This is a genomic window from Stenotrophomonas sp. MYb238, from assembly GCF_009496535.1.
GTDB lineage: Bacteria > Pseudomonadota > Gammaproteobacteria > Xanthomonadales > Xanthomonadaceae > Stenotrophomonas.
Genome location: NZ_WIDL01000017.1, coordinates 1 through 26458, shown reverse-complemented (window position 1 = coordinate 26458; position 26458 = coordinate 1). Strand labels below are relative to the sequence as shown.

General features: G+C 70.2%; 20 protein-coding genes. 11 read left to right on the top strand and 9 right to left on the bottom strand.

The window, feature by feature from the left end; all coding sequences use genetic code 11:
- Positions 1-23: 23 nt before the first annotated feature.
- Both CQ393_RS12245 and CQ393_RS12240 read left to right on the top strand, forming a co-directional pair.
- On the top strand, positions 24-2084 hold the full coding sequence (locus CQ393_RS12245) for a TonB-dependent copper receptor (protein WP_153191838.1): 2061 nt from the start codon (positions 24-26) through the stop codon (positions 2082-2084).
- 76 nt (positions 2085-2160) lie between these two features.
- A complete protein-coding gene (locus CQ393_RS12240) occupies positions 2161-2607 on the top strand; it encodes a BLUF domain-containing protein (RefSeq protein WP_153191837.1) in 447 nt (148 codons plus the stop codon).
- A 224-nt stretch (positions 2608-2831) separates the two neighbouring features.
- On the opposite strand, the gene CQ393_RS12235 is transcribed toward CQ393_RS12240, so the two are convergent.
- From CQ393_RS12235 to CQ393_RS12225, 3 genes are all read right to left on the bottom strand, one after another.
- Positions 2832-3566 (bottom strand): phosphoadenylyl-sulfate reductase, encoded by a 735-nt coding sequence (locus tag CQ393_RS12235; RefSeq protein WP_153191836.1) that lies wholly within the window; start codon positions 3564-3566, stop codon positions 2832-2834.
- The gene (cysI, locus tag CQ393_RS12230; RefSeq protein ID WP_153191835.1) at positions 3563-5269 is read right to left on the bottom strand and encodes an assimilatory sulfite reductase (NADPH) hemoprotein subunit; all 1707 of its coding nucleotides are present in this window, start codon (positions 5267-5269) and stop codon (positions 3563-3565) included. Before cysI ends, CQ393_RS12235 begins: the two co-directional genes overlap by 4 nt.
- Before the next feature lie 94 nt (positions 5270-5363).
- Complete coding sequence (locus tag CQ393_RS12225; protein ID WP_153191834.1) at positions 5364-7208, bottom strand: assimilatory sulfite reductase (NADPH) flavoprotein subunit; 1845 nt, start codon at positions 7206-7208, stop codon at positions 5364-5366.
- 177 nt (positions 7209-7385) lie between these two features.
- Between CQ393_RS12225 and cysD the strand changes: the two genes are divergently transcribed.
- The 8 genes from cysD to CQ393_RS12185 all read left to right on the top strand — a co-directional run bounded on the left by cysD (position 7386) and on the right by CQ393_RS12185 (position 18240).
- Positions 7386-8324, top strand: a complete 939-nt coding sequence (cysD, locus tag CQ393_RS12220; protein ID WP_343199956.1) for a sulfate adenylyltransferase subunit CysD — start codon at positions 7386-7388, stop codon at positions 8322-8324.
- Positions 8324-10204 (top strand): sulfate adenylyltransferase subunit CysN, encoded by a 1881-nt coding sequence (gene cysN, locus CQ393_RS12215; RefSeq protein ID WP_153191832.1) that lies wholly within the window; start codon positions 8324-8326, stop codon positions 10202-10204. Before cysD ends, cysN begins: the two co-directional genes overlap by 1 nt.
- A 490-nt stretch (positions 10205-10694) precedes the next feature.
- Positions 10695-11771: an efflux RND transporter periplasmic adaptor subunit gene (locus CQ393_RS12210; RefSeq protein ID WP_153191831.1), complete on the top strand. Its 1077-nt coding sequence runs from the start codon at positions 10695-10697 to the stop codon at positions 11769-11771.
- Positions 11768-14893, top strand: coding sequence for an efflux RND transporter permease subunit (locus CQ393_RS12205; RefSeq protein WP_153191830.1), 3126 nt, complete (start codon positions 11768-11770; stop codon positions 14891-14893). Before CQ393_RS12210 ends, CQ393_RS12205 begins: the two co-directional genes overlap by 4 nt.
- A complete protein-coding gene (locus CQ393_RS12200; RefSeq protein WP_153191829.1) occupies positions 14886-15422 on the top strand; it encodes a GNAT family protein in 537 nt (178 codons plus the stop codon). Before CQ393_RS12205 ends, CQ393_RS12200 begins: the two co-directional genes overlap by 8 nt.
- 88 nt (positions 15423-15510) lie before the next feature.
- Positions 15511-17010, top strand: coding sequence for an alanine/glycine:cation symporter family protein (locus CQ393_RS12195; RefSeq protein WP_343199949.1), 1500 nt, complete (start codon positions 15511-15513; stop codon positions 17008-17010).
- 72 nt (positions 17011-17082) lie between these two features.
- A complete protein-coding gene (locus tag CQ393_RS12190; protein ID WP_153191904.1) occupies positions 17083-17865 on the top strand; it encodes a TrmH family RNA methyltransferase in 783 nt (260 codons plus the stop codon).
- Between the two features lie 180 nt (positions 17866-18045).
- A complete protein-coding gene (locus tag CQ393_RS12185) occupies positions 18046-18240 on the top strand; it encodes a hypothetical protein (RefSeq protein ID WP_153191828.1) in 195 nt (64 codons plus the stop codon).
- A gap of 72 nt (positions 18241-18312) precedes the next feature.
- On the opposite strand, the gene CQ393_RS12180 is transcribed toward CQ393_RS12185, so the two are convergent.
- The 5 genes from CQ393_RS12180 to CQ393_RS12160 form a co-directional block, all read right to left on the bottom strand.
- The gene (locus CQ393_RS12180; RefSeq protein WP_153191827.1) at positions 18313-19953 is read right to left on the bottom strand and encodes an NAD+ synthase; all 1641 of its coding nucleotides are present in this window, start codon (positions 19951-19953) and stop codon (positions 18313-18315) included.
- A 395-nt stretch (positions 19954-20348) separates the two neighbouring features.
- The gene (locus CQ393_RS12175) at positions 20349-21764 is read right to left on the bottom strand and encodes a M28 family peptidase (RefSeq protein WP_153191826.1); all 1416 of its coding nucleotides are present in this window, start codon (positions 21762-21764) and stop codon (positions 20349-20351) included.
- Between the two features lie 350 nt (positions 21765-22114).
- Complete coding sequence (gene mscL, locus CQ393_RS12170) at positions 22115-22528, bottom strand: large-conductance mechanosensitive channel protein MscL (RefSeq protein ID WP_153191825.1); 414 nt, start codon at positions 22526-22528, stop codon at positions 22115-22117.
- A 54-nt stretch (positions 22529-22582) separates the two neighbouring features.
- Positions 22583-23290, bottom strand: coding sequence for a fumarylacetoacetate hydrolase family protein (locus CQ393_RS12165; protein ID WP_153191824.1), 708 nt, complete (start codon positions 23288-23290; stop codon positions 22583-22585).
- Positions 23291-23697: 407 nt separating this feature from the next.
- Positions 23698-23979, bottom strand: a complete 282-nt coding sequence (locus CQ393_RS12160) for a hypothetical protein (protein ID WP_153191823.1) — start codon at positions 23977-23979, stop codon at positions 23698-23700.
- A gap of 168 nt (positions 23980-24147) precedes the next feature.
- On the opposite strand from CQ393_RS12160, the gene CQ393_RS12155 reads away from it, so the two are divergent.
- Positions 24148-24492 carry a Rieske (2Fe-2S) protein gene (locus CQ393_RS12155; RefSeq protein ID WP_153191822.1) on the top strand — a complete coding sequence of 115 codons (345 nt, stop codon included), beginning with the start codon at positions 24148-24150 and terminating at the stop codon, positions 24490-24492.
- Positions 24493-24576: 84 nt separating this feature from the next.
- On the opposite strand, the gene CQ393_RS12150 is transcribed toward CQ393_RS12155, so the two are convergent.
- Positions 24577-26424 (bottom strand): SLC13 family permease, encoded by a 1848-nt coding sequence (locus CQ393_RS12150; protein ID WP_153191821.1) that lies wholly within the window; start codon positions 26422-26424, stop codon positions 24577-24579.
- Positions 26425-26458: the final 34 nt, after the last annotated feature.

The following is a 26458-nucleotide window of genomic DNA, read 5'->3' as shown; positions in this document are numbered from 1 at the left end:
GGCATGTCGTACCGGAGAACCTCATGTATCCCGTTTCCCGTATGCCGGGCGTCCCGGCGTGCCTGGCCGCCTGCGTCTGCCTGGCGCTGTTTCCCCACCCCGCGCACGCCGACGAACCCGACTCGATCAAGACGCTCGACACCCTGGTCGTCACCAGTGCCGCGCCGTCCTCGCCGCTGAACTGGGTCACCGATCCGCGCCTGCCGCGGCAGCCGGTGCCGGCCAGCGATGGCGCCGACTACCTCAAGACCGTGCCGGGCTTTTCCGCCATCCGCAACGGCGGCACCAACGGCGACCCGGTGCTGCGCGGCATGTCCGGTTCGCGGCTGAACATCCTCAGCAACGACGGCAGCCTGATCGGCGCCTGCCCGTCGCGCATGGACAACCCGCTGTCCTACATCGCGCCGGAAACCTACGACCGGCTCACCGTCATCAAGGGCCCGCAGAGCGTGCGCTGGGGCGCCGGCGCCTCGGCCGGCACGGTGCGCTTCGAGCGCGACATGCCGCGCTTCGACGCGCCGGGCATGCAGCTGCAGGCCAGCGCGCTGGGCGGCTCCAGCAACCGCAACGACCAGATGCTCGACGCCAGCGTCGGCAGCAAGCCGGGCTACGTACGGGTGAACGGCAACCGCTCCGAGTCCGACGATTACCGCGACGGCAACGGCGACGTGGTGCCCTCGCGCTGGCGCAAGTGGAACGCCGACGCCGCCATCGGCTGGACCCCCGACGCCGACACCGTGCTCGAACTCAACGCCGGCACCGGCGACGCGCTGGCCCGCTACGCCGGCCGCGGCATGGACGGCGCGGCGTTCAGGCGCAGCAGCTACGGCCTGCGTTTCGAGCGCGGCAACCTGCCCGGCGCGTGGGACAAGCTGCAGGCCAACCTGTACTACAACGAAGCCGACCACGTGATGGACAACTACACGCTGCGCACGCCCAACCCGCACGGCAGCATGCCGATGCCGATGGCGTCGAACGTGGAGCGGCGCACCAGCGGCGGCCGCCTCGCTTCGGAATGGCGCTGGCAGGACGTGGCCGTCGTCGCCGGCATCGACGCGCAGGACAGCCGCCACCGCAAGCGCAACGGCATGGGCCGCGGCACCTTCCGGCAGATGCCGTGGACCCGCGACGCCGAGCTGCGCAACCAGGGCGCGTTCGCCGAGCTGACCTTCGGCGAGGACACGCCGCGGCGCTGGGTGAGCGGCCTGCGCGTGGACAAGGCGCAGGCGAAGGACCTGCGCCGGACCGCCGGGATGATGGCCATGCCCAACCCCACCGCCGGCCTGACGCGGGAGGAAACGCTGGGCAGCGGCTTCCTGCGCTACGAGCGCGACCACGGCAAGGCCTGGACCTGGTATGCCGGGCTTGGCCACAGCGAGCGCATGCCCGACTACTGGGAGCTGTTCTCGGCCGACGCCGGCCCGGCTGGCGCCGCCAACGCCTTCGCCGGGGTGAAGCCGGAGAAGACCACCCAGCTCGATCTCGGCCTGCAGTTCCACGGCCGCGCGCTGGACGCCTGGGTATCGGCCTATGCCGGGCGCCTGCAGGACTACATCCTGTTCGCCTACCGCAGCGGCGGCATGATGGGCAGCAGCACCCGCGCGGGCAACGTGGATGCGCGCATCGCCGGCGCCGAGGCCGGGCTGGAATGGCGCCCGGTGCAGGGCTGGAAGCTGGGCAGCACGCTGGCCTATGCCTGGGGCGAGAACCGCGACGAGCAGCGCCCGCTGCCGCAGATCCCGCCGCTGGAAGGGCGCTTCACCGCGTCCTGGGAGCACGCGCGCTGGTCCACCGGCGCGCTGCTGCGGGTGGTGGGCCGGCAGAACCGGGTCGCGCAGGATGAAGGCAACGTGGTCGCGCGCGACCTCGGCCCGACCGCGGGTTTCGCCACGCTCTCGCTCAATGCCGCCTACCGCATCAACGACGGCCTGCACGCCAGCGCCGGCGTGGACAACCTGTTCGACCGCGCCTACGCCGAGCACCTGAACCTGGCCGGCAGCGCCGACTTCGGCTTCCCCGCCGACCCGGTGCGGATCAACGAACCGGGCCGCACGTTCTGGCTGAAGCTGGACTACCGCTACTGACGCCGCTGCCCCCGCCGCCGGGCAACCGGCGGCGGGGCGCCTGTGGCATGCTCGCGCGTCCAGATGGAGCAAGCAGATGACGCAGCACGCCGTGGCCTACCTCAGCACCGCCGTCGCCGGCCTTACGCCGGCCGACCTCGACCGCCTGCTGGTCGACGCCCGCGCGCACAACCGCATGGAAGGCGTCACCGGCGTCCTGCTCCATGATGGCCGCCGCTTCTTCCAGTATTTCGAGGGGCCGGAGGCGGGCGTGGCCCGCATCTACGAGCGCATCCGCGCCTCGCGCATGCACGTGGCACTGGAGGAACTGCAGCACGGTCCGGTGGAGCGGCTGTATTTCAGCCAGTGGCACATGGGCTGCAGCCGTGCCGAGGGCAGCGTGTTGCAGGCATTGAGCAGCCGCCAGTGGCGGCAGGAGGCGCGCTACCTGCGCGAGGACGTGGCGGACGCCGGCGAAGCGCCGGGCCTGCACGAACTGCTCGCCTTCTGGGAACGGCAGCAGGCGCAGGAAACGGCAGGCTGACCGGCGCGCAGGATCGGGGCGGCGGTTCGCCACGTCCGCTCCGTCTGCGTCGAGGCTTCAACGCCGTGCGCCGGCGTAAGGGCGCTGCCGGGACGGGGAAGAGATGCTCCGGCCGTTGCCCACATCCTAGATTCCGCGCCGTGCCGGGGCATCGGATGGAGCCCGCTCCGCCGCGCTCTGCCCGCATCCGCCCGTTGCCGGGCATGCCCCGCATTCCGGCCGACCTAGATCTCTTCGTGCAGCCCGCACTCGCGCTTGAGGCCGAAGAAGCGGGTGTCCTCCTCGCGCATGCCCGGCTCCCAGCGGCGGGTGGTGTGGTAGTCGCCGATCGAGACGTAGCCCTGCTCCCACAGCGGGTGGTAGGGCAGCTCGTGTTGCTTGAGGTATTGCCAGACGTCGCGGTCGTTCCAGTCGGCGATCGGGTTGACCTTCCAGCGCTGGCCGCGCTTCTGCAACACGGGGGTATTGGCGCGGCTGGCCGATTGGTTGCGGCGCAGGCCGGTGAACCAGGTGCCGGCCTGCAGTTCGTCCAGCGCGCGGTTCATCGGTTCGACCTTGCGCAGGTTGTTGTACTGCTCGATGCCGACCAGCCCCTGTTCCCACAACCGGCCGTGGCGCGCCTCCATCCATGCGCGGCTGACCAGCGGGCGGTACACCTTCAGGTTCAGGCCGAGCCGCTCGGTGAGTTCGTCGGCGAAGCGGTAGGTTTCCGGGAACAGGTAGCCGGTGTCGATCAGGATCACCGGGATGTCCGGCTGCTGGCGGCTGAGCAGGTGCAGGGTCACCGCCGACTGCGCGCCGAAGCTGGAGGACAGCACGTGCGTGCCCGGCGTGTGCTGCAGCGCCCAGCGCACGCGCGCGGCCGCATCCATCGCCTCGAGCCGCGTATTGAGCGTGGCCAGATCCTCGGTCGGTGCGATGTGTCCGTCGTTGAGGGAAGACAGGGGCAGGGCGCTCATGCGTGCAGTTCCACGGCAATCTGGCGGTGGGTTGGGTAGGGCGGCAGGTCGATCAGGCCGCTGCGGTGCAGGAAGTCGCCGAAGCGTTCGTCCGCGTCGCGTCCGGTGGCGTAGCGGGCCAGCAGCGGTTCCAGCGCTTCGAGGATCTGCGCTTCGGTGACGTTGTCGCGGTACAGCGTGTTCAGGCGCTGGCCGCGGTGGTCGCCGCCGAGGAACAGGTTGTAGCGGCCCGGCGCCTTGCCGACCAGGGCGATCTCGGCCAGGTACGGGCGCGAGCAGCCATTGGGGCAGCCGGACACGCGCAGCAGGATCGGCGCCTCGCGCAGGCCATGCCGGGCGAGCAGCGGTTCCAGCGCGGCCAGGAAGCCGGGCAGGTAGCGCTCGGCCTCGGCCATCGCCAGCGCGCAGGTGGGCAGCGCCACGCAGGCCACCGCGCTGCGTGCGGTGGCGGTGGGCGCGTTGTTCTCCAGGTCCAGCGCGTGCTGCGCGACCAGCGCGTCGATGCGCGCGCGCTGCGCCGCCGGCACGCCGGCGACGATCACGTTCTGGTTGGCGGTCATGCGGAACTCGCCCTGGTGCAACTTGGCGATCTCACGCATGCCGGTCAGCAGCGGGCGCCCGGGCGTGTCGGCGATGCGGCCGCACGGCAGGGACAGGGTGAGGTGCCACAGGCCGTCCTCGCCCTCGACCCAGCCGAAGCGGTCGCCGTTGTGCTCGAACAGGAACGGCCGCGCGGGCTGCAGCCGGAAGCCCGCGCGCTCCTCCATCATCGCCACGATCCTGTCCGAGCCGTGGTCGTCGATGGTGTACTTGAAACGCGCATGCTTGCGTTCCTCGCGGTCGCCCAGGTCGCGCTGCACGGTGATGGCGGCCTCGGCGATGGCGAACACCTGCTCCGGCGCGACGAAGCCGATCACGTTGCCCACGCGCGGGTAGTGCGCGGCGATGCCGTGGCTGGCGCCCATGCCGCCGCCGATGGCCACGTTGAAGCCGGCGAGCTCGCCGGCGTCGTCGACGATGGCGATCAGGCCCAGGTCGTTGGCGAACACGTCCACGTCGTTGTACGGCGGCACCGCCACGGCGATCTTGAACTTGCGCGGCAGGTAGGCATCGCCATAGACGGGCTCGTGCTCGACGCCGCTCTCGGCCACCTTCTCCTCGTCCAGCCAGATCTCGTAATAGGCGCGGGTGGCCGGCCTGAAGCGCAGCGACAGCTGCTGCGCCCAGTCGTGCACCTGTGCGTGCAGCGCCGACTGCAGCGGGTTGCTGGCGCCGAGCACGTTGCGGTTGACGTCGCCGCAGGCCGAGACGGTGTCCATCGCGGCGGAATTTATCGCCTGCATGGTCGCCTTCAGCTCGCGCTTGATCACGCCGTGGAACTGGAAGGTCTGGCGCGTGGTCACGCGCAGCGAGTGGTTGGCCCAGGTGGTGGCGATCTGGTCGAGCTTGAGCCACTGCTGCGGGGTGAACACGCCGCCCGGCGCGCGGATGCGGATCATGAACTGGTGCGCTGGTTCGAGCTTCTGCCGGCGGCGCTCGTCGCGCAGGTCGCGGTCGTCCTGCTGGTAGCTGCCGTGGAACTTGATGGTGCGCTGGTCCTCGAAGCTCAGCGAGCCGGTGGTGGGGTCCAGCAGGCCCTGACTGATGGTGCCGCGCAGGCGCCGGCTTTCGAGTTTGATCTTTTCGACGGAAGGGTGGCTCATGGTCAATCCAATGGCTGTGTTGCGTAGGAGCGACTTCAGTCGCGATGAAGCTTTCCCGGTAAAGCCCGATCGCGACTGAAGTCGCTCCTACGGGTCAGTAGACGTCGCGGGCGTAGCGGCCTTCGCGCTGCAGCGTGGACAGGTAGTCGGCCGCGGCGTCGGCATCGCCGCCGTTGTGCGCGGCGACGACGTCCAGCAGCGCGGCGTGCACGTCCTTGCCCATGCCGATGGCGCCGCACACGTACAGGTGGGCGCCGCCCTGCAGCCAGTCGTACAGATCGCGGCCCTGTTCGCGCAGGCGGTCCTGTACGTAGATTTTGTCGGCCTGGTCGCGGGAGAAGGCCAGGTCGAGGCGATGCAGTTCCTTCTTCTGCAGGGCGTCCTGCCACTCGACCTGGTAGAGGAAATCGCTGTTGAAATGGCGCGCGCCGAAGAACAGCCAGTTGCGGCCGGCGGCGCCGGTCTCGGCGCGTTCCTGCACGAAACCGCGGAACGGCGCCACGCCGGTGCCCGGGCCGATCATGACGATGTCGCGGCTGGCATCGGCGGGGACGCGGAAGCGTTCGTTCGGCTCGACGAACACCGGCACCTGCGCGCCTTCCTCCAGCGCTGCGAGGAAGGCGCTGGCGGCGCCGACATGGCCGCGGCCATGGGCGTCGTAGGCCAGTTCGTCCACGGTCAGGTGGACCTCGTCGCCGACCCGCTTGCGGCTGGAGGCGATCGAGTACAGACGGTGCGCGACCGGACGCAGCGCGGCGACCAGCGCGGCGGCGTCCCATTCGGCCGGCCAGCGGTGCAGCACATCGACCAGCTGGTGATCGCTGAAAACGGCGGCCAGTTCGCTGGCGCGCGCCGGCTCCAGCAGGCTGGCCAGGTCGGCGTTGCCGCTGCGTTCGGCCACCGTCGCCAGCAGCGGGCGCGAGATGCGGGTCAGTTCGCGGTGTTCGCCCAGCCACTGCGCCAGCGGACGGGTGTGGCCGTCGTGGCTGACGCCGGCGTCGCCGTCCAGTCCGGTGGCGGCGAGGACGGCGTCGACCAGCTGCGGCGGATTGCGGTGGACGATGCCCAGCGCGTCGCCCGGTTCGTAGTGCAGGCCGCTGCCTTCCAGCGCCAGCTCGACGTGGTGCACGCGCTTGTCGATGCGCCCGTACTGGCCATAGGCCGGGCCCTTGAAGTCGCGGCCGCTGACCAGCTGCCGCGCCAGCAGTTCGGCATGGAACGGATGCTGGGCGCTGTGCGCCGCGCTCTGGCCGTGGCGCAGCGGGGTGACGTTGCTGGCCGGCGGCGCGGCGCTTTCGCCCAGGGTCTGGCGCGCATCGGCCAGGGCGCGGGTGCGCCACGGCGCGGCGACGGTGTCGATGTCCAGGTCGGCTTCGCCCAGCGGCTGCAGGCGGCGTGCGCCGAGTTCGGCCAGGCGCGCGTCCAGCCTGCGGCCGATGCCGCAGAAGTCGGCGTAGCTGGAATCGCCCAGGCCGAGCACGGCGTACCTGAGTTCGGGCAGCTTGGGTGCGCGCTTGCCGGCGATGAACTCGACCAGGCCGATGGCGTCGTCCGGCGGATCGCCTTCGCCCTGGGTGCTGATGACGATGTAGAGCAGGCGCTCGCCGGCCAGTTCGCGGGTGGGGTAGGCGTCGGCGCGGACCAGCCGCACCGCCAACCCGGCCGCTTCGGCCTCGCCGGCCAGCTGCTCGGCGGCGCGGCGCGCGTTGCCGGTCTGGCTGCCGTAGACGATGGTCAGCCGGCCTGCGGCCTGCGCCGCGGGCTGGCCGCCGGGAATCACCGCCAGCGACGGCGGCGGATGGCCCTGGGCCAGGCCGGCGGCGAAACCGGACAGCCACCACAGGCTGTTGCCGTCCAGGCCGTCCACCAGGCGCGTCAGCAGGACCCTGCGGTCGTCGGGCAGGGGGCTGGGAGGCACGGTGGCAGCGGCGGCGGTCATGTCCTGTCCGGTCTGGGATTGGGTGACCGATGCTAGGGAGGCGCCCGGCGCGGGGGAAAGGATGGGCGGTTATCGGTTCATGCCCTGCGTTTATTTCTGCGCGGGGCGGGCGGGCCGCACACTCGCTGCCCTGCCGGGGACTCCGCCGGCCCGCACTGTTACCCTTCCCCCGTTCCTATACGTGCAGCTCCCGAATCCTCCGCAATGACCGTTACCGCTCCTTTGTCACACCTCGACCGGCTGGAAGCCGAAAGCATCCACATCCTGCGCGAGGTCGCGGCCGGCTTCTCCAACCCGGTGCTGCTGTATTCGGTCGGCAAGGACAGCTCGGTGCTGCTGCACCTGCTGCTCAAGGCGTTCGCGCCCGGGGTGCCGCCGATCCCGCTGCTGCACGTGGATACGCGCTGGAAATTCCGCGAGATGATCGCCTTCCGCGACCGCCGCGTCGCCGAGACCGGCGTGGACCTGCGCGTGCACATCAATCCCGACGGCATTGCCCGCGACATCGGTCCGGTGAGCCACGGTGCGTCCGTGCACACCGACGTGATGAAGACCCAGGGCCTGAAGCAGGCGCTGGACAAGTGGAAGTTCGACGCGGCCATCGGCGGCGCGCGCCGCGACGAGGAGAAGTCGCGGGCCAAGGAGCGCGTGTTCTCGTTCCGCAACGACCGCCACCGCTGGGACCCCAAGAACCAGCGCCCGGAGCTGTGGAACCTGTACAACGCGCGCATCCACGCCGGCGAGAGCGTGCGCGTGTTCCCGCTGTCCAACTGGACCGAGCTGGACATCTGGCTCTACATCTACCGCGAGAAGATCCCGGTGGTGCCGCTGTACTTCGCCGCCGAGCGGCCCGTGGTCGAGCGCGACGGCAGCCTGATCATGGTCGACGACGAACGCCTGCCGCTGCAGCCGGGCGAGGTGCCGCAGCTGCGCAAGGTGCGTTTCCGCACGCTGGGCTGCTATCCGCTGACCGGCGCCATCGAATCGGAAGCCGACTCGCTGGAGAAGATCATCGCCGAGATGCTGGTGTCCACCAGTTCCGAGCGGCAGGGCCGGCTGATCGACCACGACCAGTCCGCCTCGATGGAGAAGAAGAAGCTGGAGGGCTATTTCTGATGAACGCGGTCGCCACGTCTTCCGATATCTCCACCTACCTGCAGCAGCACGAATCCAAGCCGCTGCTGCGCTTCATCACCTGCGGCAGCGTCGACGACGGCAAGAGCACCCTGATCGGGCGCCTGCTGTACGAGAGCAAGCGCCTGTTCGACGACCAGCTGGCCGCGCTGGAGGCCGACAGCCGCCGCCACGGCACCCAGGGCGAGCGCATCGACTATGCGCTGCTGCTGGACGGCCTGGCCGCCGAGCGCGAGCAGGGCATCACCATCGACGTGGCCTACCGCTACTTCGACACCGACCGCCGCAAGTACATCGTCGCCGACTGCCCGGGCCACGAGCAGTACACCCGCAACATGGCCACCGGCGCCTCCACCGCCGACCTGGCGGTGGTACTGGTGGACGCGCGCAAGGGCCTGTTGCAGCAGACCCGCCGCCACAGCTACATCATTTCGCTGCTGGGCATCGGCCAGGTGGTGCTGGCGGTCAACAAGATGGACCTGGTCGATTACGACCGGGACGTGTTCGAGCGCATCGCCGGCGAATACCGCGCGCTGGCCGCGCAGCTGGGCATCGCCAACGTGCAGGCCATCCCCCTGTCGGCGCTGGAAGGGCAGAACCTGTCCGCGCGCTCGGCGCTGATGCCGTGGTACGCCGGTCCCAGCCTGCTCGAGCACCTGGACACGGTGGCGATCACCGGGCACGACGCCGACAGCGGCCTGCGCCTGCCGGTGCAGTGGGTCAACCGGCCCAACCAGGATTTCCGCGGCTTCGCCGGCACCGTCGCCGCCGGCCGCGTGTCCGCCGGCGACGCGGTGGTGGTGCTGCCCTCGGCGCGCCGTTCCACCGTGCGCGAGGTGCTGGGGCCGGACGGTCCTCTGGATGCCGCCACGGCCGGGCAGGCGGTGACCCTGACCCTGGCCGACGAGATCGACGTCAGCCGCGGCGACGTCATCGCCGCGGCCGGCGACCCGCCCGAGGTGGCCGACCAGTTCGCCGCGCACGTGCTGTGGATGGACGATGCCGCGCTGCTGCCCGGCCGCCCGTACTGGCTGCAGATCGGCAGCCGCACCGTGGCCGCCAGCGTCAGCGAGATCAAGCACCGCATCGACGTGAATACGCAGGACAAGCTGGCGGCCAAGCGCCTGGAGCTGAACGAGGTCGGCTACTGCAACCTGTCACTGGACGAACCCATCGCCTTCGAGCCCTATGCCCGCAACCGCGCGCTGGGCGGCTTCATCCTGATCGACCGCCAGAGCAACGCCACCGTCGCCGCCGGCACCCTGGATTTCGCCCTGCGCCGTGCCGGCAACGTGCACTGGCAGCACCTGGACGTGGACAAGGCCGCGCGCGCGCGCATCAAGGGGCAGACGCCCAAGGTGCTGTGGTTCACCGGCCTGTCCGGCGCGGGCAAGTCCACCATCGCCAACCAGGTGGAAAAGCGCCTGCATGCGCGCGGCTGCCACACCTTCCTGCTCGACGGCGACAACGTCCGCCATGGCCTGAACCGCGACCTGGGCTTCACCGACGAGGACCGGGTGGAGAACATCCGCCGCGTGGCCGAGGTGGCGAAGCTGATGACCGATGCCGGCCTGATCGTGCTGGTCAGCTTCATCTCGCCGTTCCGCGCCGAACGGCAGATGGCGCGCGAGCGTTTTGCCGAGGGCGAATTCATCGAGATCTTCGTCGACGTGCCGCTGGACGTGGCCGAGTCGCGCGACGTGAAGGGCCTGTACCGCAAGGCGCGGGCCGGGCAGATCCCCAACTTCACCGGTATCGACTCGCCCTACGAGGCCCCGGAAGCGCCGGAACTGCACCTGTACGCGGACGGCGAGGCGCTGGACGCGATGGCCGACCAGGTGGTGCGGTTGGCGCTGCGCTGAGATCTCAGCCTCGCTCCCTTGCGGCGGGACCGCACCGCCTGCGCGCCATGGCGCGCGGGCGGATGGACTCCACGCCGCTGGCATGGGAAGGGGCGCTGAGTGGGAGCTGGGGTGCGGGTACGGGCGAGCAGCAGGGATCTGCCGGTGGCCGTGATGATGAACCCGCCGCCACGCCCGCAGCCCAGGCAACCCTCCAGATAACGCGGGCTGTTCATCATGATGCGTGGCGGCGCGCCCGTCGTTGCGATGGTGGCGTGCTCCGCCGCGGTGCCCCTCATCCGCCCCTTCGGGGCACCTTCTCCCGATGGGAGAAGGGAATGGGTGCCGACCGGGCCAGCTCCGTCGCCACCTGGCCGCCGCCACCCTTCCGCCATAACGGCAGGTAATGGCGGCCGCACGTTTGTTTGCACCGCCGCCCCACCCAATGGCACATCCGGACCGTCATCTGCGCCGGCTAGACTGCCCGATCGTGTATCTGACGGGATTGCGTATGTTGGGGCGTTTTTCCGCCACCTTCGCCGGTGGCGCTGTCTTGGTACTGGCCCTGGCCGCCTGCGGGCGCGGGACCGGCGAGGCGCCGCGCGCGCAGGGCGGCGCGGTACCGGTCACCACCCAGGTGGTCGCGCATTCGGCCTGGAACGACACCCTGCAGGCCATCGGCACCGCCAAGGCGCGCGAGTCGGTGACCGTCACCGCCAAGGTCAGCGAGATCATCGACGCGGTGCATTTCCGCAGCGGCCAGGAAGTGGCCGCCGGCGCGCCGCTGGTGACCCTGCGCATCGACGCCCAGCAGGCCGCGCTGGCCCAGGCCCAGGCCACCTTCGACGAGGCCGACCGCCTGTACCGCCGCCAGAGCGAGCTGGCCACCCAGCAGCTGGTCGCCAGCTCCACCCTCGATACCCAGAAATCGATCCGCGACGCGGCCGAAGCGCGGGTGCGACAGATGCGCGCGGACGTGAGCGACCGCCAGGTGCGGGCGCCGTTCGCCGGCGTGCTCGGCATCCGCCAGGTCAGCCCCGGCGCGCTGGTCACCCCGACCACGGTCATCGCCACGCTGGACGACATCTCGCGCATGCACGTCGACTTCCAGGTGCCGGAGGCCGAGCTGGCCTCGCTCAAGCCCGGCGACAAGGTCAGCGGCAGCAGCATCGCCTGGCCGGGGCGCAGCTTCGACGGCGAGGTCAGCACGGTGGATGCGCGCGTGGATCCGGGCAGCCGTGCGGTCACTGTGCGCGCCGATTTCCCCAATCCCGACCGCGCCCTGCGCCCGGGCATGCTGCTGGACGTGCGCGTATTCCGCCCCGAGCGGCAGGCGCTGGTGGTCCCGGAGATCGCGGTGGTGCAGGTCGGGCGCGATTCCTACGTGTTCCGGGTCAAGGACGACGCCACGGTCGAGCGCGTCGACGTGAAGACCGGCACCCGTCGCTCCGGCGTGGTCGAGATCGTCGAGGGGCTTGAGGCCGGCCAGCGCATCGTCGTCGACGGCACCGGCAAGCTGCGCCCGGGCCTGCGCATCGACGATGCCAAGGCCGCCGCATCGGCCGCCGCCGAGGCCACCGCCGAATGAAGCTGTCGGACCTGTCGATCAAGCGGCCGGTACTGGCCGTGGTGATGAGCCTGCTGCTGGTGGTGCTGGGGGTGATGTCCTTCAACCGCCTGACCCTGCGCGAGCTGCCCGCGATCGACCCGCCCATCGTCTCGGTGTCGGTGGACTACACCGGCGCCTCGGCGGCGGTGATCGAGAGCCGCATCACCCAGGTGCTGGAAGACGCGCTGGCCGGCATCGAGGGCATCGACACCATCAATGCGCGCAGCACCAACGGCCGCGCCTCGGTGAGCATCGAGTTCACCGCCAACCGCGACATCGAGGCCGCCGCCAACGACGTGCGCGACGCGGTCAGCCGCGTCGCCGACCGCATGCCCGAAGAAGCGCGCCCGCCGGAGATCGCCAAGGTCGAGAGCGACGCCGACCCGATCATCTGGTTCAACATGAGCTCCTCGGCGATGGACACGCTGGAGCTGAGCGACTACGCCGAACGCTACGTGGTCGACCGCTTCTCCAGCATTGACGGCGTGGCCCAGGTGCGCATCGGCGGCCGCCAGCGCTACGCCATGCGCATCTGGCTGGACCGCGACCAGCTGGCCGCGCGCGGCCTGACCGTGGGCGAGGTGGAAACCGCGCTGCGCAACGAGAACGTGGAGCTGCCGGCCGGGCGCATCGAATCGACCGACCGCGACTTCACCCTGCGCGTGGAGCGCAGCTACGTCGCGCCGGCCGATTTCGCCAGCATCCCGCTGGGCAAGGGCAGCGACGGCTACGTGGTGCGGCTGGGCGACGTGGCCAGGGTCGAGCTGGCTTCGGCCGAGCGCCGCGCCTACTACCGCAGCAACGGCGAGCCCGGCATCGGCATGGGCATCGTCAAGACCTCCACCGCCAACGCGCTGGACGTGGCCCGCGCCACCCGCGCCGAGGCCGAGCGCATCGCCAAGACCCTGCCGGCCGGCACCCACATCTTCGTCGCCTTCGACAACACCACCTTCATCGAGGCGGCAGTGGAGCGCGTGTACGCCACGCTCGTGGAGGCGATGATCCTGGTGCTGGTGGTGATCTGGCTGTTCCTGGGCAGCCTGCGCGCGGCGCTGATCCCGGCGGTGACGGTGCCGGTATGCCTGGTGGCCGCGTTCATCGCGCTGTTCGCCTTCGGTTTCTCGATCAACCTGTTCACCCTGCTGGCGCTGGTGCTGTGCATCGGCCTGGTGGTGGACGACGCCATCGTGGTGGTGGAGAACGTGCAGCGCCGCATCGATCTGGGCGAGCCGCCGCTGGTCGCCGCGCGCCGCGGCACCACCCAGGTGGCGTTCGCGGTGATCGCCACCACCGCGGTGCTGGTGGCGGTGTTCCTGCCGGTCGGCTTCCTGGAGGGCAACACCGGCCGCCTGTTCCGCGAGCTGGCGGTGGCGCTGGCCGCGGCGGTGGCGCTGTCGGCCTTCGTCGCGCTGACGCTCACGCCGATGATGGCCTCCAAGCTGCTCAGGCCGCACAGCGAGCGCAGGCCCAGCCGCATCAACCGCTTCATCGATCGCCAGCTGGCGCGCGTGGCGGCGGCCTACGGCCGCGTGCTGGACCGCCACGTGCAGCGCAGCTGGGTGTTCGGGCTGGTGATGCTGGCCGCGCTGGGCGCCAGCTGGGGCCTGTTCCGGCTGCTGCCCTCCGAACTGGCGCCGGCCGAGGACCGCGGCTCGTTCCAGATCATGATCGATGGCCCGGAGGGCGCCGGCTTCGACTACACCGTCGGCCAGGTGCAGCAGGTCGAGCGCATCGTCGACCGCTTCGTCGGCCCGGAGGAACCGATCGTGCGCGCCAACCCGCGCGTGCCCGGCGGCTGGGGCAACAGCGAGGAAATGCATACCGGCCGCATCAGCGTGTTCCTGCAGCCGTGGCGGCAGCGCCACGAGGCCACCGCCGACGTCGCCAACGAACTGCAGAAGGAGCTGGACGGCCTGAGCGGGGTGCGCGTGCGCACCCAGGTCGGCGGCGGCCTGGTGCGCAGTTTCGGCCAGCCGTTCCAGGTGGTGCTGGGCGGGCCGGAGTATGCCGAGATCGCGCAGTGGCGCGACCGCCTGCTGGCGCGCATGGCCGACTACCCGGGCCTGGTCGGCGCCGATTCGGACTACAAGGAAACCCGGCCGCAGATGCGGGTCAACATCGACCGCCAGCGCGCCGCCGACCTGGGCGTGAGCGTGACCGACATCGGCCGCGCGCTGGAAACGATGATGGGCTCGCGCCGCGTCACCACCTTCGTCGACAACGGCGAGGAATACGACGTGCTGGTGCAGGCCGGCCGCGAGGGCCGCGCCTCGCCGGCCGACCTGGCCGCGATCCAGGTGCGCGCGCGTTCGGGCGAGCTGGTGCCGCTGTCCAACCTGGTCAGCCTGAGCGAAGTGGCCGAGGCCGGCACCCTGAACCGCTTCAACCGGCTGCGCTCGATCACCCTCAGCGCCAGCGTCGCTCCCGGCCACACCCTGGGCGAGACCATCGCCTGGGTGCAGCAGGTGGCGCGCGAGGAACTGCCCGAGTACGCGCAGATCGACTGGAAGGGCGAGTCGCGCGAGTACCAGAGCGCCGGCAGCGCGGTGCTGCTGACCTTCGCCATGGCCCTGCTGGTGGTCTACCTGGTGCTGGCCGCGCAGTTCGAGAGCTTCATCCACCCGCTGGTGATCATGCTCACCGTGCCGCTGGGCGTGCTCGGCGCCTTCGTCGGCCTGTACATCAGCGGCGGCACGCTCAACCTGTTCAGCCAGATCGGCATCGTCATGCTGGTCGGCCTGGCGGCCAAGAACGGCATCCTGATCGTGGAGTTCGCCAACCAGCTGCGCGACGAGGGCCACAACGTGCACCAGGCCATCGTCGAGGCGGCGACGGTGCGCCTGCGCCCGATCCTGATGACTTCCATCGCCACCGTGGTCGGCGCGGTGCCGCTGGTGCTGGCCGGCGGCCCGGGTTCGGCCAGCCGCGGCACCATCGGCATCGTGGTGATCTTCGGCGTTGCCGTGTCCACCTTCCTGTCGCTGTTCGTGGTGCCGGCGTTCTACGCGCTGCTGGCGCCGTACACGCAGTCGCCGGAGACGGTGGCCAACGAACTGGCGAAGCAGGAGCGGGAGACGCCGTCGGTGGGCGGGCATGCGTGAGCCGCCCGCCGCCGGCGCAGTGCGGTTGCGCCCCTGGCGTCGCGACGACCTGGAATCGCTGCTGCGGCATGCCGACGACGCGGACGTCTCGCGCGGACTGAGCACGCGCTTCCCGTATCCCTATACCCGCGCCGACGGCGAGGCGTTCCTGTCCGGGCAGGTGCTGGACCTGTCCGGGCCGGTGTTCGCCCTGGAGATCGGCGGCCAGGCCTGCGGCGGCATCGGCGTGCAGCAGGGCAGCGGCGAGCGCCGCCACGCCGCCACGCTGGGCTACTGGCTGGGACGACGCCACTGGGGACAGGGCATCATGACCGCGGTCGTGGCCGCCTTCGCCCCCTGGGCGATGGACGAACTGGGCCTGTACCGGCTGGCGGCGCAGGTCATGACCGGCAACCCCGCCTCGGCGCGGGTGCTGCTCAACAACGGTTTCACCGAGGAAGGCCTGGAACGCCAGGCCGTGCTCAAGGACGGCGTACTGCACGACCTGCGCTGCTTCGCCCGCCTGCGGGCGTGGCCGCCGGCGTCGTGACGGGCCTGCACAGGGCCGCGCAATCGTGGAAGAATCGCCGGTTCCTGAAGCCGGCACCCGCCTACCTTCAGCCATCCGGGGAGATCGTGTGGAAGCCATCGTCGAATTCATCAACAGCATCATCTGGAGCAACGCACTGATCTTCATGTGCCTGGGCGCGGCGCTGTGGTTCAGCCTGCGCACCCGCTTCATGCAGGTACGCGGCTTTGCCGAGATGTGCCGGCTCACCATCGCCGGCGAGAAATCCGACGCCGGCGTGTCCTCGTTCCAGGCGCTGGCGGTCTCCATGGCCGGGCGCATGGGCATCGGCAACATCGCCGGCGTGGCCACCGCCATCGCCTACGGCGGCCCCGGCGCCATCTTCTGGATGTGGGTGATGGGCTTCCTCGGCGCGGCCACCTCCTACGTCGAGTGCACCCTGGCGCAGATCTACAAGACCAAGGACGCCGAAGGCCGCTACCGCGGCGGCCCGGCCTATTACATCGAAAAGGCGATGGGCCTGAAGTGGTACGCCGTCGCCTTCGCCGTGGCCACGATCATCGCCGCCGGCTTCCTGATGCCGGGCGTGCAGGCCAACGCCATCGCCGACAGCGCGACCAACGTGCTGTGCGGTACCGACGGTTGCACGGCGCTCGGTGGTGCCTCCATGTTCAAGCTGTGGGTCGGCATTGCCGTGGCGCTGCTGCTGGCCGTGATCATCTTCGGCGGCATCAAGCGCATCGCCACCTTCGCCGAGGTGGTGGTGCCGTTCATGGCGCTGGCCTTCATCCTGATGGCGGTCACGGTGATGGTGCTCAACGCCGACAAGGTGCCGAAGATGTTCTCCGACATCTTCTCCAGCGCCTTCGGCGCGCATGCCGCGTTCGGCGCGATCATCGGCCAGGCCATCGCCTGGGGCGTCAAGCGCGGTGTGTACGCCAACGAGGCCGGCCAGGGCACCGGCCCGCACGCCGCCGCCGCGGCCGAGGTCTCGCACCCGGCCAAGCAGGGCTACGTGCAGGCTTTCGCGATCTACTTCGACACCATGCTGGTATGCACCTCCACCGCGTTCCTGGTGCTGTCCACCGGCATGTACAACACCTTCCGGGTGGTCAAGGACGGCGGCAAGGAAACGCTGGAGGCCATCGTTACCGGCGTGCCGGGCCTGCAGCCCTCCGACGGCGCGCAGTACACCCAGGCGGCGGTGGAATCGGTGCTGCCGGGCTGGGGCGCCGGTTTCGTGGCGCTGGCACTGTTCTTCTTCGCCTTCACCACCATCATGGCCTACTACTACATGGCCGAGACCAACCTGACCTACATCGCCGGCACCCGTCGCACCCACCCGCTGGCGACCCTGCTGCTGCGCCTGGGCATCATCGCCATGGTGATCTTCGGCGCCTTCCACAACGCCAAGATGGCCTGGGCGCTGGGCGACATCGGCGTCGGCCTGATGGCCTGGCTCAACGTCATCGCCATCCTGATCCTGCAGAAGCCGGCCATGCTGGCGCTGACCGACTACGAGCGGCAGAAGAAGCTGGGCGTGGACCCGGTCTTCGATCCCGATGCGCTGGGCATCAAGAACGCCGATTTCTGGCGTGGCAACAAGTAAGCGAGTACCCACCCGGTGAACAGCCCCTGGAACAACCGCCGTCCCTCCGCGCGCCCGCCGCGCGCCACGCCGCTGGCGCCCGCCGGCGGCCGCGGCGACGGCGCAGGCCCGGTGCGCGGCAACGACGAACTGCGCCTGTACGGCGTCAACGCGGTGCTGGCGATGCACGCGCGGCGCCCGCAGGCGCTGCGCAAGCTGTACCTGGCCGAGGCGCTGATCCCACGGCTGCAGCCGCTGCTCAAGTGGTGCGTGGCCAACCGCGTCGGCTACCGCGTGGTGGGTGAGGGCGACCTCAACAAGCTCGCCGCCACCACCCACCACGAAGGCGTGGTGGCCGACGTGCTGCGCGACGAACCGCAGCCGCTGGCCGCCTGGCTGGCGGGGCTCGGCGACGGCCCGGCGCTGGCGTTGTGGCTGGACGGCGTCGGCAACCCGCACAACTTCGGCGCGATCCTGCGCTCGGCCGCGCATTTCGGCGCGGCCGGCATCCTGCTGCCGGCCGAATCGACCTTGAGCCTGTCCGGCGCCGCGGCCCGCGTGGCCGAGGGCGGCGCCGAGGCGGTGCCGCTGGTGCGCCTGCCTGCATTGCCGCAGGCGCTGTCGCAGCTGCGCGATGCCGGTTTCGCGCTGACCGCGACCTTGGTGGAAGGCGGCCAGGACCTGTTCGCCGCGCCGCTGCCGGCGCGCATGGTCTACGTGATGGGCGCCGAGGGCGAGGGCATGGACCGCAGCCTGGTCCAGCACTGCGACCTGCGCCTGTCCATTCCCGGCACCGGCGCGGTGGAGAGCCTGAACGTGGCCGCCGCCACCGCGGTGTTCCTGGCGGGCTGGCGCAGCCGGCAGGCGGGGGATTGAGGCACGATCGCGGTCTGGATCCGATGCCGGTCCGCCGGCACCTGCAGGACGGCGTTGCTGCCAGGGAGAAGGACCTGCTCGGGTCCGCCGGCATCCTTCACGGTTCCGGCACACGGTACGAGGCGCGCGGGTATGCGCGGCCGGGTCGGGCAGGTCCCGGCTCCCTTCCAAGGAGGAAACATGCACCTGAAGACCTTCGCTTTCGCGGCCCCTTATTTCTCGCTGTCCTGGAAGATCAACGCGGCCGAGGTCGAGTCGACCATCAACGACTGGCTGGGCCGCAACCCCGGCATCGAGGTCGTTGTCGTCACGCATGATCCGGTGGCCAGCTTCTGGTATCCGCCGCAGCTTTTCGTCTCGATCTATTACCGCTAGGGCGATCGCAGGCAGCGCCGCATGGGCATGGCATCCGGCAATGCCATGCCGCGCGGGTCCGCTCCCGGGCCGTTACCCGCGATAGCCGTTGCTGATCGGATACCGCCGCTCGCGGCCGAAGGCGCGGCGCGAGACCTTCGGGCCGGGCGCGGCCTGGTGCCGCTTCCACTCGCTGATGCGCACCAGCCGCAGCACGCGATCGACCACCTCCGGCGCATAGCCGGCGGCGACGATGTCCTCGCGCGACTGCTCCTGGTCGATGTAGCGGTAGAGGATGCCGTCGAGCACGTCGTAGGCCGGCAGCGAATCCTGGTCGGTCTGGTTCTCGCGCAGTTCGGCTGAAGGCGCGCGCGCGATCACCGCCGGCGGGATCACCGGCGCGCCACCCACCGTGTTGCGCCACTTGGACAGGCCGTAGACCTCGGTCTTGTACAGGTCCTTCAGCGGCGCATAGCCGCCGCACATGTCGCCGTAGATGGTGGCGTAGCCGACCGCGTACTCGCTCTTGTTGCCGGTGGTCAGCAGCAGGCCGCCGAACTTGTTGGCCAGCGCCATCAGGATCACGCCGCGGCTGCGCGACTGCAGGTTCTCCTCGGTCACGTCGGCGGCCTGGCCCTCGAACAGCGCCGACAGCGACTGCATCAGCCCCTGGAAGGCCGGTTCGATCGGCACCGTCTCCAGCTTCACGCCGAGCGCGCGGCACTGCTCGGCGGCCAGGTCGTTGGACAGGCCGGCGGTGTAGCGCGAGGGCAGGGCGACGGCGGTGACGTTGTCCGCGCCCAGCGCATCGACCGCCAGCGCCAGCACCAGCGCCGAATCGATGCCGCCGGACAGGCCCAGCCACACCTTGCCGAAACCGTTCTTGCGGCAGTAGTCCTGGATGCCGCGGGTCACCGCGCGCCAAGCCAGCGCGTCCATGCTCTCGTCGCCGTCGTCGATCCAGCGCAGCGGCGTGAACGCGCGCGCGTCGGCGTCGTACTCGGCCACCAGCATTTCCTCGGCGAAGGCCAGCGCCGCCGGGTGCACCGTGCCGTCGCCGTCGGCGACCACCGAGGCGCCGTCGAACACCAGCGCGTCCTGGCCGCCGACGAGGTTGACGTAGGCGATGGCGGCGCCGCTGTCGCGGCTGCGCTCGGCCATCAGCGCGTCGCGCTGGGCGTGCTTGCCGCGCTCGTAGGGCGAGGCGTTGGCGACCAGCACCAGTTCGGCGCCCTCGGCCACGGTGGCGGCCAGCGGCTCGGGGAACCACAGGTCCTCGCAGACCAGCAGCCCCAGCGTCACCCCGCCGACCTCGAACACGCAGTTGCCACCGTCCGGGTCGGTGTCGAAGTAGCGCCGCTCGTCGAACACCGCGTAGTTGGGCAGCTCGCGCTTGCGGTAGGTGGCGGCGACCGCGCCGTCGCGCAGCACGCTGGCGGCGTTGTACACCACCGCGCCGGTGCTCTGCGGCCAGCCGACCACGGCGACGATACCCTGCACCTGCGCGGCGATCCGCGCGATCGCCTGTTCGCAGTCGCGCAGGAAGGATGGCCGCAGCAGCAGGTCTTCCGGCGGGTAGCCGCTGACCGCCAGTTCCGGGAACAGCACCACGTCGGCGCCGTATTCGTCGCGGGCGATCTGCACCAGCTCGACGATGCGCGCGCTGTTGCCGGCCACGTCGCCGACCGGGAAGTCGTACTGCGCCAGGGCGATGCGGAGGGATCGGGACGTCATGAGGAAGGCTGCCATGCGGTGCGTTGGCGGCCATTATCCCAGACCCGGGTGAGCAGGAAAGAAAAGCGGCTTTCGTAGGAGCGGCTTCAGCCGCGATGGGGCTTTACCGGGGAAAGCCTCTTCGCGGCTGAAGCCGCTCCTACGGCGGAGGCGCGCATGGCTGCAGGTGACTGTTCCGGCGGCGGTGATTGCACGAGGAGACCGCGCACTACCCTTGCCCGCTTGCGTAGGAGCGACTTCAGTCGCGATGGGGCATCACTGGTAGAGCCCTTTCGCGGCTGAAGCCGCTCCTACGGTGAGGGGCGATTCCTGTGGGCAACGACAGCCTCCGGCGGCGCATCCGCATGGGAGCGCCTTCCATCACGGTCGCCTCGCGCCTCCATCGCGCTCCCCGCTCACTCCTTCGGCGGCACCACGTCCTTGGCTTCGCTGCCGAAGCTGCCGTCCGATTCGGCGGCCAGGTAGGCGAACACGGTATAGGCGGCCACGTTCTGCGCCAGCGCCTTTGGGTCGATCTTGTCCAGCGTGTCGTCGGCGGTGTGGTGCAGGTCGAAGTAATCGGTCCCGTCCTGCGCCAGCCACGCCCAGGCGCCGCCCTTGGCCGCCAGCGGGCCCACGTCCGGGCCGGGGCCGCCTTCGTCCGGGCGGTATTCGATGCCCAGCGGCGCCAGGACCTGCGCGATCTGCGCGGTGGCCTCGCGCGAGCCGGCGGGATTGCCCGAGCCGGTGTTGAACGCGTAGATGCGGCCGGCGCCGAAGTCGCTTTCCGCGGCGATGTGCTGCAGCGGGATTTCCCTGGCCTTGACCCGCGCGGCGGCGTAGGCGAAGCCGCCATGCAGGCCCTGCTCCTCGTTGGCGAAGGCGATCACGCGGATGGTGCGCCGGGGCGCCTGCCTGAGCTGGCCGATCAGGTGGCCGGCGGCCATGGTGATGCCGATGCCGGCACCGTCGTCGATCGCGCCGGTGCCCAGGTCCCACGAATCGAGGTGGCCGCCGATCACCACCACTTCCTTCGGCAGGCTGCGGCCGGTGATCTCGCCGATGACGTTCTGCGAGGTGTAGCGGCCGTCCCAGCCGCAGTCCAGCGCCATGCGGATGCGGGTCGGGCCGCGCGCGACCAGCCGCGCCAGCTGGTCGGCATCCGGCACCGACAGCGCCGCCGACGGCACCGGGGCCAGGCCTTCGTCGAAACGGGTGATGCCGGTATGCGGCACGCGGTGCGAGTCGGTGCCGGCCGAACGCATGATGTAGCCGACCGCGCCCTTGCGGATCGCCTCGGACGGGCCGCGGCTGCGGATCGTGCCGCCGATGCCGTAGTCCTCGCCGCTGCGGCTGCGCGTCATCTGGTAGTCGATGAAGGCGATCTTGCCGGCCAGCGAACCGGCGGGCGCGGCCTTCAGCGCTTCGAGGCTGTCGAAGCGCACCACCTCGCCCTCGGCGCTGCCGCCGGGGCTGCCGCCCAGCGCGGTGATCGCCAGCGGCTGCGCATGCGCGCCCAGCACCTGCGCGTGCTCGCCGCGGCGCTCCCACTTGGGAAAGGTGACCGGCTCGGTCCATACCTTATCGAAGCCCAGCGCCTTGAACTTGGCCTTGGCCCATTCCACCGCGCGCGCGTCGGCTTCGCTGCCGCCCATGCGCGGGCCGATTTCGGTGGTCAGCGATTCGACCACCTTCCAGCCGGTGTCGTCGGCCAGCGCCTGTTCGCGCAGCTGCGCGGCCTGGGCCAATGCCTGCTCGGGGATGCGGGTAGGTGCGGCCTGCACGCTGCTGCAGGCGAGCGCGGCGGCGATGGCGAAGGCGAGACGGCGCATGGCGGGCTCCAGGAACGGGAAAGCCGCGAGCATACGCCAGCGGCTTTCGGGGGAACCGTGCTGGAGGTCACCGGCTTTGCCGTTCTCCCTTCTCCCTCCGATCACCCAGCTGCGCGGCGGAGCCGTCCGAAGGGCGAGGCACAGGGAGGTGCCGGATGCAGGTGGCGCGAAGCACCGGACGAGGGTGTGGGCGAAGCCTCGTGCCATCGAACATCGCGAGGCTCCGCGCAACCTTCACCCCAACCCTTCGCGCCGCGCCCCGGCCCACGCCAGCGGCGTGGTGCCCAACCGCACGCGCGCCGGTGGCGCGCATGCTGTGCGGCATCGCGCCGAAGGGAGTGGGGTTTGCATCACTTCTTCAGGTTGTCGCGGATCTCGCGCAGCAGCAGCACTTCCTCGCTCGGCTCGGCCGGGGCGGCGGGCGCTTCTTCCTTCTTGCGCGACAGGCGGTTGACCACCTTGACCAGCATGAAGATGGCGAAGGCGACGATGACGAACTGCACCACCGTGTTGATGAAATCGCCATAGCCGATCACCACGGCCGGGATCTCGGTGCCGTCGGCGGCCACCCGGGCCGGCGCCAGCGTCCAGGCCAGCTTGGAGAAATCGACATTGCCGATCAGCCAGCCGATCGGCGGCATGATCACCTTGTCCACCAGCGAGGTGACGATCTTGCCGAACGCGCCGCCGATCACGACACCGACCGCCAGGTCGATGACGTTGCCGCGCATCGCGAATTCCCTGAACTCACTGATCATTCCCATGGGTCTCTCCTGTATGCATGAAGGGGAAGCTGGCACAGACTACCCGGGTGCATGTCATCCGGCGATCATGCCGTCGCAGCGGGCGATGCCATCCAGCCGCGCGCTGAAGCGGTCGCCGGGCCGCAGCGCGGCCACGCCGGCCGGCGTGCCCATGAACACCAGGTCGCCGGCGCGCAGCGCGTAGAGCCTGGACAGTTCGTGCAGGATTTCCGGCACGTTCCAGATCATGTTGTCCAGCGTGGAGCGCTGCCGCGTCTGCCCGTTGATCTCCAGCGACAGTTCCAGCGGCGCCAGCTCGCCCACCTGCGCGGCGGGCACCAGTTCGCTGACCGGCGCGGAATGGTCGAAGCCCTTGGCGATGTCCCACGGCCCGCCCTTGGCCTTGGCCGCGGCCTGCAGGTCGCGGCGGGTCAGGTCCAGGCCGACGCCATAGGCCAGCACCAGCGGCATCGCCTGTTCGACCGGCAGCACCCCGGCCGGGGCGTCCTTGCCGAGCGCGACCACCAGCTCGACCTCGTGGTGCAGGTCGGCGGTGGCGGACGGGTAGGGAACTGGAGCGCCGCCGGTGACGATGGCATCGGCTGGTTTCATGAAGAACATGGGCTGGCCGCGCTCGGCCGCCGAGGCCGGCGCGTTGGCGCCCATCTCGCGCGCATGGTCGGCGAAATTGCGGCCAACGCAGTAGATGCGGCGCACGGGGAAGGTGCCGCCGCCGGCCACCGGGATGCGGGGAACGGGCGGTGCGGGAATCAGGTCGGTCATGGTTCGTCCGGAAAACGGGGGCAGGCGCCATGATGCCGGACGCCGCCGGCGACCCGGTAGTGCCCGCGACGCGTCATCGCTTTCGCGCTGCCGCCCCACGGTTGGCGTTGCAAACCTGGGCCTCGTCTGTCATCACCCGAAACCTTGGCGCTTCGCGGCCGTCCCCTGACCCATGGGCTTTCCTCCAGGCACAGAAGTAGTGCCGGCCGCTGGCCGGAAGACGCGTCATCGCTTTCGTACTGCTGCCCCAGGGGCAGCGTTGCAAATCATGAGTCCCGTCTGTCATCACCCACGTCCCTGGCGCTTCGTGGCCGAACCTGACCCAGGAGCCCTATGCCAGACACATGCTGGAGGGTACCGGCCAACGGCCGGGTGCCACGAGGACGACGGTTGCCCGGAGGTGGGCGTCAGTGGGCGTGCGGCAGCGCCGGCTTGCGCACCACGCGGTACTCGCCGTCCATCACGTTGCCGGCGGTCTTGCCCGCGGCACGCGCCTTGCGTGCGGCCAGCAGCTTCCAGGTCAAGCCGACGAGGATCATCGCCGCGCCGACGAACACGCCGGCCACGACCAGCACCGCGAGGATCGCAAGGCCCACCAGGCCCAGCGCGATCCGCAGCAACGGGTTGCGCGGCTTGCGCGGCGCGAACAGGTTGCGCAGGTTGGCGAACTGGAAATAACGGATCTGCATGTCGGCGGTATGACGGTTTGGCTGGCGGCAGTATCGGGGGCGATGCCGCCCGATGAGTGAATTTGTCGTTAAATTCGGTCGCGTGTTCATGCAGGACCGCTGCGCGGCAGGCGCTGCGGGCGTGCGACAATCGGCCCACTCCGTCGTCATCACGGCCCCGCGATGTCCATGTCCGTGTCTTCCGCCGTCGAGCTGGCCCGGCTCGACGCCTTGCCCGACCAGGGTTTCCACCTGGTGGAGGCGGTGATCGAGGGTGACGCCGAACCGGTGATCCTCTACCGCGACGGCGCCCAGGTCCGCGCCTGGCTCAATGTCTGCCCGCACGCCGGCCGCAGCCTGGACTGGGCGCCGGGGCAGTTCCTCAAGAGCCGCGAGGGCCATCTGGTCTGCGCGGTGCATGGCGCCGCGTTCGAGCTGCAGGGCGGTACCTGCGTGTCCGGGCCCTGCAAGGGCGATGCGCTGCGCGTGGTGCCGGTGCGCGTGGAAGACGGCAGGGTGCTGCTCGCTGCATGATGGGTAGGAGCGCACCTTGGTGCGCGATGAGGCTTTCCCGGTAGAGTCCCATCGCGCACCAAGGTGCGCTCCTACAGGAGCAGGTCAGAACATGATGTTGATCATCACCACCACGACCACGGTGTAGATCAGCGACAGCGGGCCGCCGACGCGCCACATGTCGCGCGGGGTGTACTTGGCCGGGCCCATCACCATCGAGATCACCGGGTTGGACGCGGTCATCAGGTTGTTGGACGCCGACAGCGCCACGATCAGCGCGAACGCGGTGGGGTTGCCGCCGGCGGCCAGCGCCAGGTTGACCGCGATCGGCACGGTGACGATGGTCGCGCCGACGTGGCTGATCACCAGCGAGAAGGCCGTGGTCAATATCGCCAGTGCCAGTTCCAGCAACCAGATCGGGATGCCGGCCGGCAGCTTGTCGATGGTGTGGCCGGCGACCCAGGCCGCCGCGCCGCTGGAATCCATCGCCCAGCCCAGCGGGATCAGGCCGGCCATCATGAAGATGGTCTTCCAGTTGATCGAAGCGTAGGCCTCGTCCATGCGCAGCACGCCGGTGAGCAGCATGCCGGCCACGCCGGTGAGCAGGGTCAGCGCCACCGGCAGGTGCGAGGTCAGCGCGATGATGATGGTGACGGCGAAGATCGCCATGGCGATCTTGAACTTGTGCGGGCGCTGCTCGCCCTTCGGGTAGTCGGTGACCACCACGAAATCGCGGCTCTCCGCGGCGGCGGCCAGGTCCTGCCAGATGCTGTGGAACACCAGCATGTCGCCGGCGCGCAGCGCCACGTTGCGCACGTCCTCGCGGATCACCTGCTTGTCGCGGTTGATCGCCAGCAGGCTGATGCCGCGTTCCTTGCGCAGGCGCAGCTGGCCGGCGGTCTTGCCGATCAGCCTGGAGGTCGGCGGGATCACCGCCTCGGAAATGCCGGCGCGGCTGGGGTTGAACAGGTCGCCGAGGTTGCGCAGGCGCGAGGACATGCGCAGGAACTGGTTCTGCGCGAAATCGGCTACCTGCTGGCGCGGGCCCATCGCGCCGATCACGCTGCCGACCCAGATGCGCAGGTCCGCCGGCGGTGCCAGGCGGGTGTCGTTGCCGGTCTTCAGCGCCAGCAGCAGCGGCGCGTCGAACAGGCTTTCCACGTCGCTCACGGCCATGCCGACCAGCGGGCTCTCGGCCGTCACCGTCAGTTCGAACACCTCGCCCTCGATGCCGTAGGCCTTGGCGAAGTAGCTCTCGGTGCGCGCAGGGGTCTGGCCGTCATCGGGCTGGCCTTCCCCGCCGGTGAGCTTGCGGTCGCCGTAAAAGCGGAAATACAGCAGCGAGGCCACCAGCAGCGCCACGCCGATCGGCAGCGGCGCGAACATGCGCAGCGGCTCTATGGTGGCCGTGCCCGAGGGCAGGTTGTTGTTGGCCGAGATCAGCAGGTCGTTGAGCAGGATCAGCGGCGAGTTGCCGACCATGGTCAGGCCGCCGCCCATCACGATGGCCGCAGTGATCGGCAGCAGCAGCCGCTTGAGCGTCAGCCCGGTGTGCGAGGCCAGCCGCGAGGCTACCGGCAGGTACAGCGCCATCACCGACGGGTTCTGCATGAAGGAGGAGTTGAAGCCGGCGGTGGCGCTGGTCAGCAGCAGCAGGCGCTGCTCCAGCCCGTGCGAGCGCCGCAGCAGCCAGCCGGCCAGCCGGTTCAGCGCGCCGGTGCGGTCCAGCCCGGCGCCGAGGATGGTGGTGGCGATGATGCTCATCACCGCGTTGCCGGAGAAGCCGCCGAAGATCTCCTCCGGCGCGATGAGGCCGGTCACGCCCAGCACCACCATCACCACCAGCGCCACCACGTCGGCGCGGATGCGGTCGAACAGGAACATCGCCATCGTGAAGCCGACCAGCCCGAGCACGAGCTTCATGTCGGTCGTCAGCGTGAGGGCGGTATCCATCAGGGCTGGGAGGCGGGAAGGGGGAGGCGGGAAG

Coding starts and splice junctions, on each gene's coding strand:
- CQ393_RS12185 (WP_153191828.1), top strand. CDS start 18,046: ATGCACCTGAAGACCTTCGCTTTCGCGGCCCCTTATTTCTCGCTGTCC.
- CQ393_RS12200 (WP_153191829.1), top strand. CDS start 14,886: ATGCGTGAGCCGCCCGCCGCCGGCGCAGTGCGGTTGCGCCCCTGGCGT.
- CQ393_RS12210 (WP_153191831.1), top strand. CDS start 10,695: ATGTTGGGGCGTTTTTCCGCCACCTTCGCCGGTGGCGCTGTCTTGGTA.
- CQ393_RS12165 (WP_153191824.1), bottom strand. CDS start 23,290: ATGACCGACCTGATTCCCGCACCGCCCGTTCCCCGCATCCCGGTGGCC.
- CQ393_RS12245 (WP_153191838.1), top strand. CDS start 24: ATGTATCCCGTTTCCCGTATGCCGGGCGTCCCGGCGTGCCTGGCCGCC.
- CQ393_RS12180 (WP_153191827.1), bottom strand. CDS start 19,953: ATGACGTCCCGATCCCTCCGCATCGCCCTGGCGCAGTACGACTTCCCG.
- mscL (WP_153191825.1), bottom strand. CDS start 22,528: ATGGGAATGATCAGTGAGTTCAGGGAATTCGCGATGCGCGGCAACGTC.
- cysN (WP_153191832.1), top strand. CDS start 8,324: ATGAACGCGGTCGCCACGTCTTCCGATATCTCCACCTACCTGCAGCAG.
- CQ393_RS12175 (WP_153191826.1), bottom strand. CDS start 21,764: ATGCGCCGTCTCGCCTTCGCCATCGCCGCCGCGCTCGCCTGCAGCAGC.
- CQ393_RS12240 (WP_153191837.1), top strand. CDS start 2,161: ATGACGCAGCACGCCGTGGCCTACCTCAGCACCGCCGTCGCCGGCCTT.
- CQ393_RS12225 (WP_153191834.1), bottom strand. CDS start 7,208: ATGACCGCCGCCGCTGCCACCGTGCCTCCCAGCCCCCTGCCCGACGAC.
- CQ393_RS12235 (WP_153191836.1), bottom strand. CDS start 3,566: ATGAGCGCCCTGCCCCTGTCTTCCCTCAACGACGGACACATCGCACCG.
- CQ393_RS12160 (WP_153191823.1), bottom strand. CDS start 23,979: ATGCAGATCCGTTATTTCCAGTTCGCCAACCTGCGCAACCTGTTCGCG.
- cysI (WP_153191835.1), bottom strand. CDS start 5,269: ATGAGCCACCCTTCCGTCGAAAAGATCAAACTCGAAAGCCGGCGCCTG.
- CQ393_RS12150 (WP_153191821.1), bottom strand. CDS start 26,424: ATGGATACCGCCCTCACGCTGACGACCGACATGAAGCTCGTGCTCGGG.
- CQ393_RS12205 (WP_153191830.1), top strand. CDS start 11,768: ATGAAGCTGTCGGACCTGTCGATCAAGCGGCCGGTACTGGCCGTGGTG.
- CQ393_RS12155 (WP_153191822.1), top strand. CDS start 24,148: ATGTCCGTGTCTTCCGCCGTCGAGCTGGCCCGGCTCGACGCCTTGCCC.